This window comes from Paracoccus limosus (assembly GCF_009711185.1).
GTDB lineage: Bacteria > Pseudomonadota > Alphaproteobacteria > Rhodobacterales > Rhodobacteraceae > Paracoccus > Paracoccus limosus.
In genome coordinates this window covers 133,245-151,066 of the sequence record NZ_WMIF01000001.1, presented here as the reverse complement: position 1 = coordinate 151,066, position 17,822 = coordinate 133,245, and the positions used below count along the sequence as shown (strand labels likewise).

The following is a 17,822-nucleotide window of genomic DNA, read 5'->3' as shown; positions in this document are numbered from 1 at the left end:
GCGCGCCCGCGCCCCCCTGTTTTACGAAGTTTTCGTGACCGGACACACGGGGCGTTGTTTGCCGGGGCCTTGCACGCTACCTAGGACCGGCAAAGACAAGAGGTCCATCATGGCAAAGGTATTCATCGACGGCGAAGCAGGCACCACCGGATTGCAGATCCGCGACCGTCTGCTGGGACGCACCGACATCGAGCTGATCCAGATCGATGCGGCCCGCCGCAAGGATGCCGATGCCCGGCGCGAGGCCTATGCCAGCGCCGATGTGGCCATCCTGTGCCTGCCCGATGCCGCAGCCAAGGAATCCGTGGCGCTGGCGCAAGGGCTGGACACGCGCTTCATCGACGCCTCGACCGCGCATCGCGTGGCGCCCGATTGGGTCTACGGCTTTGCCGAGCTGACCCCGGACGCGCGGCAGGCGATTGCGACGGCGCAATATGTCTCGAACCCCGGCTGCTATGCGACCGGCGCCATCGCCATCCTCGCGCCGCTGGTCAAGGCCGGGCTGATCGCCGCTGACGAGGCTTTGTCGATCAACGCCATCTCGGGCTATAGCGGCGGCGGCAAAGAGCTGATCGGCGAATACGAACGCGGCGAGGCGCCCGCGGCCTTCGTCTATGCGCTGGCGCAAAAGCACAAGCACCTGCCCGAGATCGTGAAATATGCGGGCCTTGCCGCGCGTCCGGTCTTTGCGCCCTCGGTCGGGAATTTCGCGCAAGGCATGGCGGTGCAGGTGCCCCTGCATCTGAACGCCAGCCGCAGCCTCGGCGCGCTGCATGACGCACTGGTGCAGCACTACGCCGGGCAGGACTTCGTCACCGTGATCGACCCCGAGGCCCGCGTGGTGCCGACCAAGCTCAACAACTCGAACCGGCTGGAACTTTCGGTGCATGGCGATGCCGAGAACGGCTGTGCAGTTCTGGTCGCGGTACTCGACAACCTCGGCAAGGGGGCGTCGGGCGCGGCGGTGCAAAACCTCAACATCATGCTGGGCAGCGATGAGGGGACGGGGCTGTAAGGCCCCTCCCCTCGGGGATCAGTCCGCCTTGATCTGGCGCGCCTCGTCGATCAGCATGATCGGAATACCGTCATGGATCGGAAAGGCCAGCCCGGCGGCCTCGGACACCAGCTCCTGACGCGCCGCGTCATAGCGCAGCGTGCCATGCGTCACCGGGCAGACCAGCGCCTCGAGCATGTGGCGATCAAAGCCGCGTTCGGCAGCCGGGGTGTCGCTCATTGGATTGTCTCCTCATCATTGCCGCCGCGCAGGGCGTATTCCAGCAGCCCATCCAGCAACTGCCGGCGCGCGTCAAGCGTGGGACATTCCAGCAGCGCCTGCTTTTCCTCGGGGGCAAAGGGCAACAGCATCGACAGCGAGTTGACCAGCATCTCGTCATCCGAGGTCTCGGCCGCGTTCCAGTCGGTGGTCAGGCCGCGCCGCTCGGCATAGCGCGCCAGCCGCGAGATCATCTCGCGCCGGTCATAGCCCTCGCCCACCGTTTCGGGGCGCGGGCCCAGATCGCTGGCATAGCCCTGCCAGTCGGCCCGGCCACGCAGATAGGGGGCAAAGGATTCCTCGGCCTCAACCAGACGAAAACGCGACACCGCCCGCAGCGCGATCATCATGCGGTGGTCTTCCAGCTCGGTGAAGGACACGATGCGCCCGGCGCAGCCGATCTGCGCCAGACCGTTGTGGCTGTTCTCGGCGGGCTGGATCATCGCGATCAAACGCTCGGGAGTGCGCAGTGCATCCTCGACCATCTGCAGATAGCGCGGCTCGAAGATCTGCAACGGCAAGCGCATGCGCGGCATCAGCACCGCGCCGGCCAGCGGAAACAGCGGCAGCGAGTCCGGCAGATCGACCGTGCGGGCCATCATCAGGAAAAGATCAGCGACGACAGCTTGCGGCGACCCTTTTGCGCGATCAGGTCGGTCGGCTTCAGCGCATCAAAGATGGTGATGAGCTGCGCCTTGGCCGCGCCATCGTTCCATTCGCGGTCGCGGCGAAACGCCTCAAGCAGCTGGTCAATGGCCGCCTCGACCTCTCCGCCGGCATGCAGCGCGGTCGCATAGTCAAAGCGCGCCTGCTGATCGGCCGGATCGGCCTCGACCCGGGCGCGCAGATCGTCCAGCGGACCGGCAGAGGCCGCCTGCCGCGCCAGATGCAACTGCGCGCGCGCGGCCTCGACCGGGGCGGCATTGGCGATGGCTGCGGGCACGCGGCCCAGCTCGGCCTCGGCCCGGTCCAGATCCGGCAGCGCCAGCAGCGCACGCACCAGCCCGCCCCAGGCCACGGCGTTCTCGGGCTCTTCCTCGATAATGGCGGCGAAGGTCTCGGCGGCATCCTCGGCCGCACCCTCGGTCAACATGGCTTCGGCGGCATCCAGCGCCTCAGCCAGCCCGCCGTCCTCACCCGACATCGCTGCGAGCTTTTCGACGAACTGCTTGATCTGGCTTTGCGGCACCGCACCCTGAAAGCCGTCGACCGGCTGGCCCTGGAAAAAGGCATAGACCGTGGGGATCGACTGCACGCGCATCTGCCCGGCGATCATCTGGTTCTCGTCCACATTGACCTTGACCATGCGGACGCGACCCTTGTGGCGCTTGACCTCGGCCTCCAGCTGCGGGCCCAGCGTCTTGCACGGGCCGCACCAAGGCGCCCAGAAATCCACGATCACGGGGACGGTCATCGAGGCATCGACCACCTCGGCCATGAAATTCGCCTCGGTCACATCCTTGATCAGATCGGCAGAGGCATCTGCGGTTGTTGCGCCAAGTTCCAGCATCGTCTTCCTCATGCGGGTGTGTTGCACCCTAGATGGAGCAGCCCCGCCCCGCTTGCAAGGTTTCGCCTAAAGGTCGAAGGCTGCCAGAACCGGCACATGGTCGCTGGGTTGCTCCCAGCCGCGCACCGGGCGCAGGATGCGACTGTCGTGGCCGGCATTGGCGATGTCGGGTGTGGCCCAGATATGGTCCAGCCGACGGCCTTTGTCGGCCGCATCCCAGTCCTTGGCACGATAGCTCCACCAGCTGTAAAGCCGGCCTTCCGGGATGTTCTGGCGGGTGATGTCGACCCAGCCGCCTGCATCCTGCGCCGCGCCCAGATGCTCGACCTCGATCGGAGTGTGGCTCACGATCTTCAGCAGCGCCTTGTGGTTCCAGACGTCATCCTCGCGCGGGGCAATGTTCAGATCGCCCACCATGATCGAGCGGGCGGGCTTGTCGGCATGAAAGGCGTCGCGCATCTCGGTCAGGAAATCCAGCTTCTGGCCGAACTTCACATTCTGCTCGCGATCGGGAATGTCGCCGCCGGCCGGAACGTAGAAATTATGAATGGTCACCCCGTTTTCCAGCCGCGCCGCGACATGGCGGGCATGACCCAGCCCCGCGTAGTCGCGATCGCCCGCATCGACCAGCGGCAGCTTGGAGAGGATGGCCACGCCATTGTAGCCCTTTTGCCCGCGCGCCACGATATGCTGGTAACCAAGGCTGCGAAACAGCTCCAGCGGGATCTTCTCGACCGGGCTCTTGGTTTCCTGCAGGCAAAGGATATCGGGCATTTCCTCGGTCAGCAGCCGGCCGACAAGGGCTTCGCGCAGACGAACCGAGTTGATGTTCCAGGTGGCGAGGGTGAACATGGGCGCTCCTTTGGTCAGGCCGGAACCTAGGAGGCAAGGCCGGCTTTGTCCACCACCGCCGACCGGGGGCTGTCTGCCCCCGGACCCCCGAGGATATTTCTCCACGAAAGAAAAGGCGCGGACCGGGAGATAGCCGCGCCTTCTTTCGTGCAGAAATATCCCGCAGGGGGAGTCCGCCGCAGGCGGGCGGGGGACGCGAAGTCCCCCTTTTTCCGCGCCGCCGTCCGGGCCGCCCGGCTCAGGCGACCAATCGATAGCCGCCCGATTCCGTCACCAGCAGGCGGACGTTCGAGGGATCGGGCTCGATCTTCTGGCGCAGGCGGTAGATGTGGGTTTCCAGCGTATGCGTGGTGACGCCGGCGTTATAGCCCCAGACCTCGTGCAGCAGAATGTCGCGCGGCACCACGCCGTCCTGCGCGCGATAGAGGAACTTCAGGATGTTGGTTTCCTTTTCGGTCAGGCGGATCTTGCGGTCCTTCTGATCGACCAGCATCTTCATCGCCGGCTTGAACGTATAGGGGCCAAGCTGGAAGATCGCGTCCTCGGACTGTTCATGCGTGCGCAGCTGGGCGCGCAGGCGGGCCAGCAGCACCGGGAACTTGAACGGCTTGGTGATATAGTCGTTGGCGCCGGAATCGAGGCCGAGGATGGTGTCAGCATCGGTGTCATGGCCCGTCAGCATCACGATCGGGCATTTCACGCCCTGTTTGCGCATCTTCTTGCAGAGTTCGCGCCCGTCGGTATCGGGCAGGCCCACGTCCAGCACCACCAGATCAAAGATCGCACCCCGCGTCCGTTCAATGGCATCATGGCCATTACCGGCCTCGGTCACCTCGAAATCCTCGGTGGCGACCAGTTGTTCGGCCAGCGCCTCGCGCAGGTCTTCCTCGTCATCGACCAACAGGATCTTTTTCAGTCCGGCCATTCTTGCCTCCTTTGGCTTTATGACGGAAAGGTGAGGGTGCATCGGGCAGGCGTCCAGCGCATTGCAGCAATTCTCACATGGAGTTGTCGGAAATCCGCCCTATATTTCAATTTGTTTCAATTCCGGCCGAGCCATGACCCTGATCCCGACCCTGACCGAAAGCGTCTCGCGCGCCCGCACCGACCTGCGCATGGGCCTGCCGGTGGTGATTGACGGCTGGCTGGTGGCCGCAGCCGAGACCGTATCGCAGGACCGGCTGTCGCAGATGCAGGCGCTGGGACCGGCGCTGGTGGTTCTGACGCGCTGGAGGGCCGAGACGCTGAAGGCCATGGTCTATGACGGCGATCTGGCGCGGATCGTTGTGCCGCCGGAGGCCGACCGGGCGTGGCTGCGCGCCATGGCCGATCCGGTAGGCGATCTGATGACACCGTTGAAAGGCCCGTTTCGGCTGGCGCGCGGCGGCGACACCCTGCCGCATCGCGCCGCCATCGCGCTGGCGAAATCGGCCGAGCTGCTGCCTGCCGTGCTGATGGTGTCCCTCGACCAGCCCAGCCCCGCGCTGACGCAGTTGCCAGCCGAGGCCCTGATGACGCAGCTTGCGACCGAGGCGCAGCTGGCCCCCGTCGCCGCCGCGCGCCTGCCACTGCTGGCCGCCGAAAACAGCCGGCTGCACATCTTTCGTCCCGACGATGGCGCGGCCGAGCATTACGCGGTCGAGATCGGCACCCCGGCCCGCGACAAGCCGGTGCTGGCGCGGCTGCATTCGGCCTGTTTCACCGGCGACGTGCTGGGCAGCCTGAAATGCGATTGCGGCCCGCAACTGCATGCGGCGTTGAACGCCATGGGCAGCGCAGGCGAAGGCGTGCTGCTGTATCTGAACCAGGAGGGGCGCGGCATCGGTCTGGCCAACAAGATGCGCGCCTATGCCCTGCAAGGTCAGGGATTTGATACGGTCGAGGCCAACCACCGTCTGGGCTTCGAGGATGACGAGCGCGATTTCCGCATCGGCGCCGGCATCCTGCGCGAGATGGGCTTCCATGCGGTGCGGCTGATGACCAACAACCCCAAAAAGGTCGCCATGCTGGAAAGTCAGGGCCTGACCGTGGCCAAGCGCGTCCCGCTGATCACGCCCCGCAACCGCCATAACACCGGCTATCTGGACGTAAAGGCCGCGAAATCGGGGCATCTGCTGTGATGGTGCTGACGCCGATGGGGCTGCGCGTGGGCCGGCGCCTGCTGCCTTGTTCAGTCGGACGCGGCGGGCTGACGCGCAGCAAGGCCGAGGGCGACGGCGCAACCCCGATCGGGCGGCACCGCATCGTCGGGCTGCTTTACCGACCCGACCGCATCGCGCCACCCTCGGATTGGGCGCGGCCGATCCTGCCGGGCGATCTGTGGTGCGACGCCTCGGGCGATCCGGCCTATAACCATCCTGTGCGCGCGCCCTTTGCCCCCAGCCACGAGGCGATGCGCCGCGCCGATCCGCTTTACGACATCGTCCTGGTCACCGACTGGAACTATCCCGAGGCCCGCCCCGGCGCCGGCTCGGCGATCTTTCTGCACCAATGGCGCCGGCCCGGTTTTCCGACCGCCGGCTGCATCGCCATGGCGCGGCGCGATCTGATCTGGCTGGCCTCGACCGTTCGGCCCGGTGCCGGACTGGTGGTGCCCGATCTGCCACGCTGGCCGGGCCGGCGCGCGCGCCCCGCCCCGGCGCATGATCGGGCCTGACGCCGCCGGCGCAAGGCGTTCCTCCTGTCTTATGGCAGGGGGCCGGTCAGCCACAGCCGGATCTTCAGCCCACCATGGGCGACATGTGGCCCCGGCTCGGCAAAGGGCAGGCCGGTGGCGCGCGCCAGCTGCGCCTCGGACGTGACCAGCCCGACCCGCCAGCCGGAAAAACGGCTGCGCAGCACCTCGCCCATGGCGGCGTGCAGGCCAAACAGCGGGCCCTTGTTGCCGATGCGGGCGCCATAGGGCGGGTTGATTATGACCAGACCGGGGGGGCCGGGCGGCGGGGTGATGTCGCTGATCGGCAGGACCTGAAACTCGGTCAGTTCGGCCACGCCGGCGCGCAGGGCGTTTTCGCCGCTCATGCGGATGGCGCCGGGATCGCGGTCGCTGCCATGGAAGCGGATCGCGGGCACAGGTTTAGTCGTCTGCGCCTCGCGCAGGGCCGACCAGGCCTGCGCGTCAAAGCTGGGCAGCAGCTCGAAGGCAAAGCTGCGCATCCGGCCGGGGACAAGGCCCTGCGCGATTTCCGCCGCCTCGATGACGAAGGTGCCCGAGCCGCACATCGGGTCCAGCACCGGGGCACTGCCGTCAAAGCCGCATTGGTGCAGGAGCATCGCCGCCATGGTTTCGCGCATCGGCGCCTTGCCCACGGCCCGCTTGTGGCCGCGCTTGTGCAGGCTTTCGCCCGAGCTGTCGAGGCTGAGGGTGCAGAGGTCATCCTCGATCCGGACCTTCAGGACCAGTTGCGCATCATCGGCGATGGGCGCGCCCAGCGTATCGGTGATGGCCTTTTCGATGCGCTGGATGATGGCGCCGGCGTGATAGATGCGCGATTTGCGGCTGGTCGCCTCGATACGCAGCGGCACATCGGGGCGCAGCCAGTCGGCCCATGGGAAACGGTGCGCCCGCTTGTCCAGCTGCGCCGGATGCATGGCGCGAAAGGCGCCGATGCGGACCAGCACCCGGGTCGCGCCCCGGATCATCAGATTGGCGCGCCAGACATCGGGCCAGCCACCAGTAAAGACCACGCCGCCCGGTTCGGTGCGCGCGTCAAAACCCAGGGCCCGCGCCTCATCTAGAAGCAGCTGTTCCAGCCCCGGCGTGGCGACAAGGAATATCTCCATCCGCGCCGGGTCCGCGGCCAGCTGCGCGGGCTCGACGGCCGGAGCGGGCTGGGCGGGCGCGGGTTGCCGGCTGCGGGCGGGCTTGCGCCGGGCCTCGCCTGCGGGGACGGGTCGCGGAGCTTGGGCTTTGGGAGACATGGCGATCCAGCAAGAAATTCGGGCCCGCATCTTGGGCCAGAGGCCGGGCGAAGGCAATGCGCCGCGACTATCGCCGTATCAGAGACAATCATTCCCGATCATCGCCGTTTTACACAGGTAGTCCGGCACCTATCTGGGATGGCAGACCCCCGGCCCGACGCGGCGCGCGGGGACTGCAACGACAGGAGATGACGCAATGGCGACGAGTGATGCCCCCCTGCAGGTCGGTCAGGTGGTGCTGACCGTGAACGACCTCGACAAGGTCGGCGATTTCTATCAGCGCGTGATCGGGCTGTCGCTTTTGTCGGGCGATGGCGAAAGCCGGGTGCTGGGCGTGGACCGCCCGCTGGTCGAGCTGCGCGGCGACAAGGCCGCCCGCCACCGCCCGCGCGAGGCCGGGCTGTTTCACACTGCCTTTCTGCTGCCCGACCGGGCGGCGCTGGGGGATTGGCTGCGCATGATCGCGGCGCGCGAGCTGCGGCTGGACGGCGCCTCGGACCATCTGGTCAGCGAGGCGGTCTATCTGCACGACCCCGAAGGCAACGGAATCGAGGTCTATGCCGACCGACCGCGCGCCGGGTGGGTCTGGCAGGATGGCGAGGTGGCGATGGACACCGAGGCGATGGACATTCCCGGCGTGCTGGCCGAAGGCCACGACGGCTGGCAGGCCGCACCCGAAGGCACGGTCATCGGCCATGTGCATCTGCAGGTCGGCGATCTGGCGCCCGCGGACGAATTTTATGCGGGCACGCTGGGGCTGACGCGCACCGCACACCGCTATGGCGCAAGCTTTTATGGCTCGGGCGGCTATCACCACCATCTGGCGGGCAATATCTGGAACTCGCGCGGGGCCGGGCGGCGCAAGCCCGACAGCACCGGTCTGGCCGAGCTGGTGCTGGAGGCCGAGCCCGCGCTGATCGCGCAACACAGCGGGCAAGGGCTGCTGGACCCCTGGGGCACACGGATCAGCCTGCGGGCCAAACGCTAGGGGCCGGCCGGGGGCTCTGCCCCCACGCGAGCCCGATCCCTCAATGGGATCAGGCCCGCGTTCCCCCGGGGTATTTGGGAAATGGCGAAAGGGTTCAGGCCGGGTGCCAGAGCCGGTCGCGGCGCTGGAAGCGCAATTCCTGCGGCGGGCGAAAGCCGGTCTCGTCCATGGGCGCGACATGGCGGCGGATCAGCAGTGCGTCCTGATCGAATTCCAGTTCGGCGAATTCGTTCTGGCGGTCGTCACGGCGGGCACAAAGTGCGGTGCCGGCCTGAACCTGCAGGATCTGGCGGCCATCCGGGCCAAGGAAGGCGCCGGCCGACCAGCGGTGCAGATGGCCGCTGAGCACCAGCTGCACGCCCTGCATCTCGAAAAGCGCCAGACCTTCGCGCGCGCCGCGCATCAGCTGCTTGTCCACCTCCGGGCGCTGCTGCATCGGGTGATGCAGGGCGACGATATTGATGCAATCGGGGGCAAGCGCCTCGGTCACACGCCGCATCTGCGCGGCACTGAGCATGCCACGCTGCCATGACATCGGATCGACGCTGTTCAGCCCCTGCACCCGCAGCGCGCCGACATGGCCGATGGGTTCGAGGTTTTCGGCGATATGGCGGCGGTAGCGGCGAAAGGGTTTCATCATCCGGTCGGCCAACCGATAAAGCGGGATGTCGTGATTGCCGGGCACGGCGATCAGCGGCGCCTCAATGCGGCGCAGGAACTCGGCCGCCTGGGCGAATTGCGCCCGGCGCGCGCGATGGGTCAGATCGCCCGTCACCACCACCAGATCGGGATTAGCGCCGTTGATCCTGTCGAGCAGGGGTTCGACCAGCGCCACGCGTTCAAAGCCGAAATGCAGGTCCGAAAGATGCAAAAGCCGCGTCATACCGCCGGCGCCCCGTCCTCCGGGCGCGGGCCCGGCACCAGCACCGCCAGATCATGCGCCCGCACCCGCACATGAAAGGGCGAGGCCATCCAGGTCTTTTCGCCGTCATGGGCGACATATTCGCGTCGGGGCAAGGTCTCGAGCGTCATCTCTGTGGCCGCGATCAGGTCGAAATCCTGATAGCGCGCCGATTTGCCCATCGCCAACCGCAAGGCCGAGCGTATCAGCGGCCCCGGCCGCCGCGCCCGCGCCACCAACAGCGCCAGCTGGCCGGCCCGCACTGCATCTGCCCCTTCGAGGCCAAAGGCTTCAAGCTGGTAGGCGCTTTTCGCCACGAAGGCGAGCGCGGTCACAAACCGGCGCTCCTCGCCCGCCACGCGCACGGTCAGTTGCAGGGGATGGCGCAGGGCCCAGATCGCCGCCACCGCCGACCAATAGGCCGCGATCCGCGAACGGCCCCAGCGCCGGTAGATGCTTTCGCGGCGCCGCAGGATCTCGGGGTAGGCACCGAAGCTGACATTGTTGAGAAACAGCATGCCGTTCATCTCGCCGACATGAACGCGGCGCAGCTGGGGGGCGTCGAAGATGCGCAGCGCCTCGTCAACCGTCTCGCCCGAGCCGAGGTCGCGGGCGAAATAGTTGAAGGTGCCGCCGGGGATCACCGCCATCGCGGCCGGGCTGCCGGCCACGGCACTGGCCACCGCCGCCTGCGTGCCATCACCGCCCGCCGCCACGATCAGACCGTAGCCTTGTTGCACCGCCGCCCGCGCCGCCTGCGCCAGATCGCCGCCCGAGTCGATGCGCCGCACCGCCAGTTCGGCCACCCGCCCCTGCAACCGGTCGGCCAGCCGCTCGGCAATCGCCGCCCCCGCCTTGCGGCCCGAGCCGGTGTTGACGATCACGCAGCAGCGCGCCGAGGCAAGATCATAGGCGCGGTCCCCGGCGCCGCCCCTGTCGCTGTCGTTCATTGCCTGCCCATCCGTTCTGGCCCCGTGCCATGGCCAACCCCCGGACCGGGCGCAGGTTCCGCAATCGGGCGCCGGCCTAATCCCGAGTTTTTCACTTGCCTTCCTGGGAGGGCTCTGACAGATTGCCTCTGGGCAGCCAAAGCGGCTTTCGACCTGTGTGGTGCAGGGGCCAGCCACCCCGCAGCCGCGATCCGCCGCGCCCCTTTGGCCACGGTCGCATGCTGCCGCATACCGCTATCATTTCCTGTGTGCCGCCGCTGTCATCCTGGGCGGCCCGGCATCGTTCCATTAGAGACAACCGATGAATATCCGCATGTCAGACGCCCCCGACAGGCTTGCCCCCCAGACCGGAAACAACGTGCTTTTCGCCTTTTCGGGACAGCAGGGCCGCGTCGTGGGGCGCGGTGTGCGTCCGGCGTCGGCGCTGCCGGCGGGCACGGCCGCCACGCTGGCCGTCCGGCTGGAGCGCGCCTTTGCCGGCACCGGGCCGCAGGGGCTGGTCGGCGGGGCGCTTGCCTTTGACCGCAGCCAGCCCGATTGCCTGTGGCACTGTCCGGCCACGCCCACCCCGGTCGGCGCCGCCACGCTTGCCCCCCAGCCCGCGCACGCCCCGCAGGGCCTGAGCGTCAGCGCCCAGCCCGAGCCCGCCACCTATGCCAGGGCCGTCGCCCGCGCCCTGCAGATCATGCGCGACGAAGCCGGCCAGCCGGGAGCCCTGGAAAAGATCGTGCTGGCGCGCAGCCTGCTGGTGCGGGCCGAGGCGCCGATCCGGGTCGAGGATCTGCTGGCGCGGCTGGGCGACGACCCGGCCGTCACCGCATTTCGCGTCGCGCTGCCGGCGCGCGGCACGCAGCAGCGCTGGCTGTGCGGCGCCACGCCTGAACTGCTGCTGGCCAAGACCGGCGCGCGCATCACCTCGCATCCGCTGGCCGGATCGGCGCGGCGGCGGGCCGATGCGCTGGCCGACCAGCAATCGGCGGCGGCGCTGATGGCCTCGGACAAGGATCACCGCGAACATGCGCTGGTGGTCGAAAGCATCCTCGACGTGCTGTCGCCCTGGTGCCGGCAACTGGGCGCGCCCGAAGGCACCCGTCTGACCAGCACCCGCAGCATGTGGCATCTGGGCACGCGGATCGAGGGCGAGCTGAAGGACCCCGAGACCTCGTCGGCGGTGCTGGCGGCGCATCTGCACCCCACCCCGGCCGTCTGCGGCGTGCCGATGGCGCGCGCCAATGCGCTGATCGCCGAGCTTGAACCCTTTGCCCGCGACTTCTATGCCGGGGCGGTCGGCTGGTGCGATGCGCGCGGCGACGGCGCATGGCATGTCGCCATCCGCTGCGCCGAGATCTGCGGCGCCGAGGCCCGGCTTTATGCCGGGGCGGGCATCGTGCCCGGCTCGGACCCGATGGCCGAGGCGGCCGAAACCGGCGCCAAGTTCGGCGCCTTCCTGACGGCGCTTGGCCTGCCCGCCGATGCGGGGCTGGCCGGCGTCACCCGAGACGAGGTGAGATGATGGCCCTGCCGGGGATCCCCAGCTATGACCTGCCGCAAGTGGCCCCGACCGCGCGCGGCCCCTGGCGGCCCCGGCACGACCGGCTGGCGTTGCTGGTCCATGACATGCAGCGCTATTTCTGCCGTCCCTTTCCCGAAGGCGCCCCCTTGGCGCCCGCCGTCGCCAATATCGCGCGGCTGATCTCTGCCGCCCGCGCGGCGGGCGTTCCGGTGTTCTACACCGCGCAAAAGGGCGACCAGTTCCGCCCGGATCGCGGGCTTCAGGCCGATCTGTGGGGGCCGGGGATGAGCGCCATCCGCGAGCACGAGGAAATCCTGCCCGAACTCGCCCCGACCGAGGGTGATTTCGTGCTGCACAAGCACCGTTACAGTGCCTTTCAGCGCAGCAATCTGGAACATCTGATGCGCGCGCGCGGGCGCGACCAGCTGATGATCTGCGGCATTTACGCCCATATCGGTTGCCTTGCCACCGCAGCCGAGGCGTTCCAGCGCGACATCGAGGCCTTTGCCGTGGCCGATGCGCAGGCCGATTTTTCGGCCGAGAAACACGACATGGCCATGGCGTGGATCGCCGCCACCTGCGGCGTGCCCCTGCTGACCCGCGACGCCGTCGCCGCTTTGTCGGGCGAGGTCGCGCAATGCGCCTGACGGGTTTCGAGGGGCGCACCGCCATCGTCACCGGCGCGGCCGGCGGCATCGGGCGCGAGATCGTGCGGCATCTGCACGAGGCCGGCGCCACCGTCATCGCCACCGACACCATGGCCGCGCTGGAGGCAGACTCGGTGCCGGATGTGCCGAACCGCGTGCTGGACGTGCGCGATGGTGCCGCCGCCGAGGCGCTGGTGGCCGAGGTCGAGGCCCGGCACGGCCCGCTGGCGCTGGGGGTTCATGCCGCTGGCGTGCTGGCCATCGGCCCGCTTCTGGATCTGCCGGCGGCGGAATGGGACCGGGTGATCGGCATCAACACCACCGGCAGTTTCAACGTCACCCGCGCCTTTGGCCGGGCCATGGCGCGGCAGGGCAAGGGCGCCATCGTCGCCGTCAGCTCGAATGCCGCCGGCATCCCGCGGCTGAACATGGGCGCCTATGCCGCATCCAAGGCCGCCGCGACCATGCTGATCCGCTGTCTGGGTCTGGAACTGGCGGCGCAGGGCGTGCGCTGCAATATCGTGGCACCGGGCTCGACGCTGACGCCGATGCAGACCGGCATGTGGACCGAGGATGGCGGCGCGGGCGAACGCGCGGTGATCGAGGGGAGCCTCTCGGCCTATCGCACCGGCATTCCGCTGCGCAAGCTGGCCACGCCCGAGGATATCGCCAGCGCCGTCATGTTCCTGCTGTCGGATCAGGCCGGCCATGTCACCATGGCCGATCTTTACGTGGATGGCGGCGCCACGCTACGCGCGTAGTCGCAGGCGGCCGGGCGTCCCGGCCGCCGCCGTTCAGGCACGGGCCGAAATCAGCGCCCACCACGCATCCAGCGTCGGCTCGCGCGCCAGTTCCTCAAAGCTGATCTCGACGCCCTGCTGTTTCAGCTCGCTGGAAAACGTCATCACCGCGATGGAGTCGAGCCCGTAAAGCACGAGGTTCTCGGCCGGGTCGATGTCGCAATCGTCCTCGATCATCTGCTGGACGCGGGTGGCCAGCCAGTCGCGGCTGAGGTCGGTGGTCGTGGTCATGGTGGTCCTTTCAGGCATTCTGTTGCGTCAGGCTGTCACGCAGCCGGCGCTTGTCGATCTTGCCCACCGGGGTCAGCGGCAGGGCGTCGAGCTGGCGAAAGCGGTCGGGCAGCTTGTATTCGGCCACGCCCAGATCCAGCAGGTAGCGGCGCAGCGCCGGCGGGGCCAGCTTGCCCTGCCCCTCGCGCAGCACAAGGAAGGCGCAGCTTTTCTCGCCCAGATGTGCGTCGGGGGCGGCGACCAGCGCGGCATGGGTGATGTCGGGGTGGCGCAGCAGCAGGTTCTCGATCTCTTCGGCGGCGATCTTTTCACCGCCCCGGTTGATCTGGTCCTTGATGCGGCCGACCACGCGCAGATAGCCGTTTTCGCGCACCACCACATCGCCCGAATGATAAAAGCCATCGGCGTCGAAGGCCTTGGCGTTCTGTTCCGGCGCCCGGTAATAGCCACGAAACGTATAGGGCCCCCGCGTTGCCAGCGCGCCGGGCGTGCCATCGGGCGCCGGCGCGCCGTCCTCGTCCAGCACGCGGATTTCGTCATCGGGGCTGATCGGGCGGCCCTGAGTGGCAAAGACCAGCTCGGCCGGATCGTCCAGACGGGTATAGTTCACCAGCCCCTCGGCCATGCCAAAGACCTGCATCAGCTTGCAGCCCAGCACTTCGGGCACGCGGCGCGCGGTGGCCTCGGCAAAGCTGGCGCCGCCGACCAGCATCAGCTCAAGGCTGTCAAGCTGGGCACGGCGGGACGGGTCTTCTTCGACCGCACGCAGCCACAGCGCGACGGCAGGCGGCACCAGGGGCACCATCGTCACCCGCTCGGCCGCGACGATGGGCAGGCAGGTCAGCGGATCGGGACTGCCGGCCAGCACGACCGTGCCGCCGGCATGGAACACGCCCAGCGCCCCGGGCGAGCTGAGCGCATAGTTATGCCCCGCAGGAATGGCGCAAAGCAGCCGTGTCGAGGCCGAGCAGCCGCAGATCTCGGCGCTGGCACGGACGCTGTAGTCGTAATCGTTATGCGTGCGCGGGATCAGCTTGGGCGTGCCGGTCGAGCCGCCGGACAGCTGGAAAAACGCCACCTGATCGGCGGGTGTCGGGCCGGCGGTCTTGGGCAGGGCCTCGCCCGGCTCAAGCCATGCCGCAAGGCTGCGGTCCGGGTCATTCTCATCCACCAGCAGCACCTGCCGCAGACCGGCCGGGGCGAGTTCCTCGATGAAGGCATCGTCGCGAAACAGCTCATGCCCGCGCGCGGCGATCAGCAGCGAGGGCCGGATCTGGCGGGCATAATCCGTCATCTCAAGCCGGCGATGGCTGTAGAGCGCATTCACCGGCGCGATCCCGATGCGCAGCAGCGCAAAGAAGGTGATGTAGAATTCCGCGATATTGGGCAATTGCACCAGCGCGGTATCGCCGGCGCCCAGACCCCGCGCCGCCAGCCGGCCAGCGAGGTTGCGCGACAGCCGGTCCAGATCGGCATAGCTGAAGCGGCGGGTGCCGCAAACGATGGCCTCGGCTTCGGGCTGGGCGGCCAGTTGCGCGTCAAGGATATGGGTCAGCGGCTGGTCCAGCCAATAGCCGCGGTCGCGGTAAAGCCGTGCCTGCTCGGGCGGCCAGGCGGTGAATTCGATCATCGTTTCTTCCCTTCCGGCGCAAGGCGATTTGACGCCAGCGCCGCATTGCCCCGCTTGACGGGGGCGAATAGTCGAGTATTTTTATCCAGCTTTCTCTCTCGAAGCAAGCCGGTCGCGGTCTTCGCCGCGACCCGCCAGCCCTCCTGCAAAAGACATTCAAGAACCGGCCAATGGCCGAAGCGGATTCGATGACGCATCATCATGATTTCGGCTATGGACAGCCGCTGACCCTGGCCCAGCTGGATTTCTGGGAAGAGTTCACCGCCCACCCGGGCGAGGCGGTTTCGACTGTCGCCCATGCGCTGGAATTGCGCGGCCCGCTGGACGAGGTCGCGCTGGCCCAAGCGATCCGCCAGACCATCGCGGAAACAGATGTGCTGAGCCTGCGCTTTGCGCTTGGCCCCGACGGTGTGCCGCATCAGCTGGCCGACCCGTCGCGGCGCCCGGAACTGCGACTTCTCGACCTGTCGCAGCACGCCCACGCGCGCGACCGGGCCATGGCGCTGATGCAGGCCGATGTCGCGGCGCCGCTGGACCTGCTGCATCAGCCGCTGGCCGCGCAATGGCTGGTCAGGCTGGGGCCGGAACATGTGATCTGGCATCATCGCGGTCATCACATTGTGCTGGACGGTTATGCCATGGGGCTGATCGAGCGCCGCTGTGCTGAAGCCTATGCCGAGGCGCGCGTGGAGCAACCACCAAGCCCGCCGCTGGGCCGCTTCAACGCCTATCTGCAAGAGGAAGCCGCCTATCGCGCCGGCCCGCGCCACGCCGCCGACGCGCTGCACTGGGCCGAGGTGCTGTCTGCACCACTCGCCCCCGGCGTGCTGGCAAAGGGTTCGGAGGACTATCCGATCAGCGCCCTGCGCCACGCCTGCCCGCTGGACGCGCTGCGCCCGGCCCTGCTGGCCCGCGCGGCCGAGACGGGCATCGGCTGGCCCGACATGCTGACGCTGCTCTGCTCGGCCTGGGCGGTGCTGAACCTGCGCGACCGCTCGGCGGTGCGGGTCCATGACAGTCAGGGCCGGATCTCGATGCCGATCTGGCTGCCCTACATGAGCCGCATGGGCAGCGTCGCGATCCGCGTGCCTGCGCTGGTGGTCAATATCCTGCCCTTCGATGCCAGCCTGTCGGCCAGCGAGGCTTTGGGTCCGGTGCTGACCCGGCTGGCGGGGCGGTTGCGCAAGCTGCGCCGGCACGGCCGCTATCGGATCGAGCAGATCGGCGCCGACCACGGGCTGACCAGCCGCGAGCGGTTCTTCTTCTCGCCGCTGATCAATGTGCTGCCTTTTGACGCCGCAGCCTTCGACGGGCTTCGGATGCAGCGCCATGTGCTGTCAAACGGCCCGGGGGACGGCTTCAACATCACCATCCGCGCCGACAGTCAGGCGCAGGGGCTGGATCTGTGCATCGAGGCTGACCCCAGCCTGACCCCGGCCGCGGATTTCGCCCGCCATGCCGCGAGCCTGCCGGCCTTTCTGGCCGAGGCGCTGGCCCCCGATGCCGCCAGCCGCCCGGTCGGTGCGCTGGGGGCCGCGCTGCTGCCGGCCTAGCGCCGGCCGCCTTCGGGCCACCATTCGCGGCGGATGCAGCCCTGCGCGTCGCGACCCCAGCGATCCCCGGGCCGCACGGGCGGCAGCTCGAAGCTGGCGCACAGCTGGAACGCGTTCGGCCCCGTCACCTCATAGCGATAAGCGGTGCCCCCTTGCGCGTCGCCGTCGCGCAGGCGCCAGTTGCACTCCGGGGTGGCGGCGAGAGCCTGCGGCAGCTTGCCGGTTTCGTTCGCAAGGCAGGTGACCCAGTTGGCGATCTGCATCAGATCCTGTTCGCGCTGCACGTCGCGGGCCTGCTTGCGGGCATAGCCCGGTCCGCCCGTCAGCATCAGGCCCAGCACGACAGCCACCACGGCCAGACCCGCGATCAGCCCCGAGGCAAGGTTCCTAACCATCCATCTCGGCCCGGTAATAGACCAGCACCAGCGCCGCCACCCCGGCGACCAGCCCGGCCTTCAGCATGAAGCGCAGCGTCAGATCGCCGTTCAGGAAGGTGTAGACCAGATAGATCGCGTCGGCCATGAACACCACCGTCGCCACCATCAGCGTCAGCGAGGCGAACCACTTACGCACCAGCGACCGCCTGCGCCCGGCGTCGCGCCGCGCTAGCCGGCCGATGCGGCGGTTCAGCAGCAGGAAAAGCGGGGTGAACACGATCAGCGAGGCGATGGACCAGCGCTCGGAACTGCCGCCGCGATAGCGATCCGTCAGATCGGGGATCAGCATGTCGATCAGCGCCATGCCCAGCTGGCACAGATGCCAGGCGATCACGCCCAGAGACAGGAACAGCAGCCCGTAAAGCAGCGCCTCTTGCGCCGAGGCATAGGGGCGCGGATGCGGCACCGGCGGCAGGCCGGGCTCGGCGCTCCAGCCGGCCAGCGCCTCGGCGATCTCGGGCGCAGACCAGCCCGCGCGGGTCAGGGCGGCGCGGATCGCCTCGGGGGTGCTGCCCTGCGCCAGTGCGCCGCGCACGAATTCGGAAATCTGGTCGGAAGGTTTCATGCCGCCTTGCCCTTGCCGGTGCAGGTTCGGTCCTGCGCGCGACCGGGTCAA

At 68.2% G+C, this 17,822-nt stretch carries 20 protein-coding genes; 8 read left to right on the top strand and 12 right to left on the bottom strand.

From position 1 onward, the window contains the following. Nucleotides 1-109: 109 nt before the first annotated feature. A complete protein-coding gene (argC, locus tag GL279_RS00860; RefSeq protein WP_155062706.1) occupies nt 110-1,015 on the top strand; it encodes an N-acetyl-gamma-glutamyl-phosphate reductase in 906 nt (301 codons plus the stop codon). Nucleotides 1,016-1,033: 18 nt separating this feature from the next. Here argC and GL279_RS00855 read toward each other — a convergent pair whose 3' ends face one another. The 5 genes from GL279_RS00855 to GL279_RS00835 all read right to left on the bottom strand — a co-directional run bounded on the left by GL279_RS00855 (nt 1,034) and on the right by GL279_RS00835 (nt 4,560). Continuing rightward, nucleotides 1,034-1,234: a Trm112 family protein gene (locus GL279_RS00855; protein ID WP_155062705.1), complete on the bottom strand. Its 201-nt coding sequence runs from the start codon at nt 1,232-1,234 to the stop codon at nt 1,034-1,036. Beyond that, a complete protein-coding gene (locus tag GL279_RS00850) occupies nt 1,231-1,872 on the bottom strand; it encodes an LON peptidase substrate-binding domain-containing protein (protein ID WP_155062880.1) in 642 nt (213 codons plus the stop codon). Before GL279_RS00850 ends, GL279_RS00855 begins: the two co-directional genes overlap by 4 nt. A gap of 2 nt (nt 1,873-1,874) precedes the next feature. After that, entirely contained in the window at nt 1,875-2,783 is a 909-nt protein-coding gene (gene trxA / locus GL279_RS00845; RefSeq protein ID WP_155062704.1) for a thioredoxin, read from the bottom strand. Between the two features lie 66 nt (nt 2,784-2,849). Further along, the gene (locus GL279_RS00840; protein ID WP_155062703.1) at nt 2,850-3,635 is read right to left on the bottom strand and encodes an exodeoxyribonuclease III; all 786 of its coding nucleotides are present in this window, start codon (nt 3,633-3,635) and stop codon (nt 2,850-2,852) included. A 238-nt stretch (nt 3,636-3,873) separates the two neighbouring features. Continuing rightward, nucleotides 3,874-4,560, bottom strand: coding sequence for a response regulator transcription factor (locus tag GL279_RS00835; RefSeq protein ID WP_155062702.1), 687 nt, complete (start codon nt 4,558-4,560; stop codon nt 3,874-3,876). Nucleotides 4,561-4,693: 133 nt separating this feature from the next. Between GL279_RS00835 and ribA the strand changes: the two genes are divergently transcribed. Then, nucleotides 4,694-5,755, top strand: a complete 1,062-nt coding sequence (gene ribA / locus GL279_RS00830) for a GTP cyclohydrolase II (RefSeq protein WP_155062701.1) — start codon at nt 4,694-4,696, stop codon at nt 5,753-5,755. Further along, entirely contained in the window at nt 5,755-6,291 is a 537-nt protein-coding gene (locus tag GL279_RS00825) for a L,D-transpeptidase family protein (RefSeq protein WP_155062700.1), read from the top strand. Before ribA ends, GL279_RS00825 begins: the two co-directional genes overlap by 1 nt. A 29-nt stretch (nt 6,292-6,320) precedes the next feature. Here GL279_RS00825 and GL279_RS00820 read toward each other — a convergent pair whose 3' ends face one another. Continuing rightward, nucleotides 6,321-7,556 (bottom strand): THUMP domain-containing class I SAM-dependent RNA methyltransferase, encoded by a 1,236-nt coding sequence (locus tag GL279_RS00820; RefSeq protein WP_211371232.1) that lies wholly within the window; start codon nt 7,554-7,556, stop codon nt 6,321-6,323. Nucleotides 7,557-7,752: 196 nt separating this feature from the next. Here GL279_RS00820 and GL279_RS00815 point away from each other — a divergent pair, with 196 nt between their 5' ends. Beyond that, nucleotides 7,753-8,544, top strand: coding sequence for a VOC family protein (locus GL279_RS00815; RefSeq protein WP_155062699.1), 792 nt, complete (start codon nt 7,753-7,755; stop codon nt 8,542-8,544). Between the two features lie 94 nt (nt 8,545-8,638). Here GL279_RS00815 and GL279_RS00810 read toward each other — a convergent pair whose 3' ends face one another. After that, nucleotides 8,639-9,427, bottom strand: a complete 789-nt coding sequence (locus tag GL279_RS00810; protein ID WP_155062698.1) for a metallophosphoesterase family protein — start codon at nt 9,425-9,427, stop codon at nt 8,639-8,641. Beyond that, complete coding sequence (locus GL279_RS00805) at nt 9,424-10,395, bottom strand: diacylglycerol/lipid kinase family protein (protein WP_155062697.1); 972 nt, start codon at nt 10,393-10,395, stop codon at nt 9,424-9,426. The genes GL279_RS00810 and GL279_RS00805 overlap by 4 nt, the downstream gene beginning before the upstream one ends. 313 nt (nt 10,396-10,708) lie before the next feature. On the opposite strand from GL279_RS00805, the gene GL279_RS00800 reads away from it, so the two are divergent. The 3 genes from GL279_RS00800 to GL279_RS00790 are packed head-to-tail and all read left to right on the top strand — an operon-like array spanning nt 10,709 to nt 13,316. Continuing rightward, entirely contained in the window at nt 10,709-11,908 is a 1,200-nt protein-coding gene (locus GL279_RS00800) for an isochorismate synthase (RefSeq protein WP_246175064.1), read from the top strand. Then, complete coding sequence (locus GL279_RS00795) at nt 11,905-12,555, top strand: isochorismatase family protein (protein WP_246175062.1); 651 nt, start codon at nt 11,905-11,907, stop codon at nt 12,553-12,555. Before GL279_RS00800 ends, GL279_RS00795 begins: the two co-directional genes overlap by 4 nt. Continuing rightward, nucleotides 12,546-13,316 (top strand): SDR family oxidoreductase, encoded by a 771-nt coding sequence (locus GL279_RS00790; protein WP_155062695.1) that lies wholly within the window; start codon nt 12,546-12,548, stop codon nt 13,314-13,316. The genes GL279_RS00795 and GL279_RS00790 overlap by 10 nt, the downstream gene beginning before the upstream one ends. 33 nt (nt 13,317-13,349) lie before the next feature. Here the strand turns inward: GL279_RS00790 and GL279_RS00785 are convergent, their stop codons facing one another. Then, a complete protein-coding gene (locus tag GL279_RS00785) occupies nt 13,350-13,586 on the bottom strand; it encodes a phosphopantetheine-binding protein (protein ID WP_155062694.1) in 237 nt (78 codons plus the stop codon). Between the two features lie 10 nt (nt 13,587-13,596). Further along, nucleotides 13,597-15,216 carry a (2,3-dihydroxybenzoyl)adenylate synthase gene (locus GL279_RS00780; RefSeq protein WP_155062693.1) on the bottom strand — a complete coding sequence of 540 codons (1,620 nt, stop codon included), beginning with the start codon at nt 15,214-15,216 and terminating at the stop codon, nt 13,597-13,599. A 170-nt stretch (nt 15,217-15,386) separates the two neighbouring features. On the opposite strand from GL279_RS00780, the gene GL279_RS00775 reads away from it, so the two are divergent. Further along, a complete protein-coding gene (locus tag GL279_RS00775; protein WP_246175060.1) occupies nt 15,387-16,769 on the top strand; it encodes a condensation domain-containing protein in 1,383 nt (460 codons plus the stop codon). On the opposite strand, the gene GL279_RS00770 is transcribed toward GL279_RS00775, so the two are convergent. Both GL279_RS00770 and GL279_RS00765 read right to left on the bottom strand, forming a co-directional pair. Continuing rightward, on the bottom strand, nt 16,766-17,164 hold the full coding sequence (locus GL279_RS00770) for a hypothetical protein (protein ID WP_155062692.1): 399 nt from the start codon (nt 17,162-17,164) through the stop codon (nt 16,766-16,768). The two genes, GL279_RS00775 and GL279_RS00770, sit on opposite strands and share 4 nt — an antisense overlap. Further along, nucleotides 17,157-17,771 (bottom strand): DUF5671 domain-containing protein, encoded by a 615-nt coding sequence (locus tag GL279_RS00765; RefSeq protein ID WP_155062691.1) that lies wholly within the window; start codon nt 17,769-17,771, stop codon nt 17,157-17,159. Before GL279_RS00765 ends, GL279_RS00770 begins: the two co-directional genes overlap by 8 nt. Between the last annotated feature and the right edge of the window lie 51 nt (nt 17,772-17,822).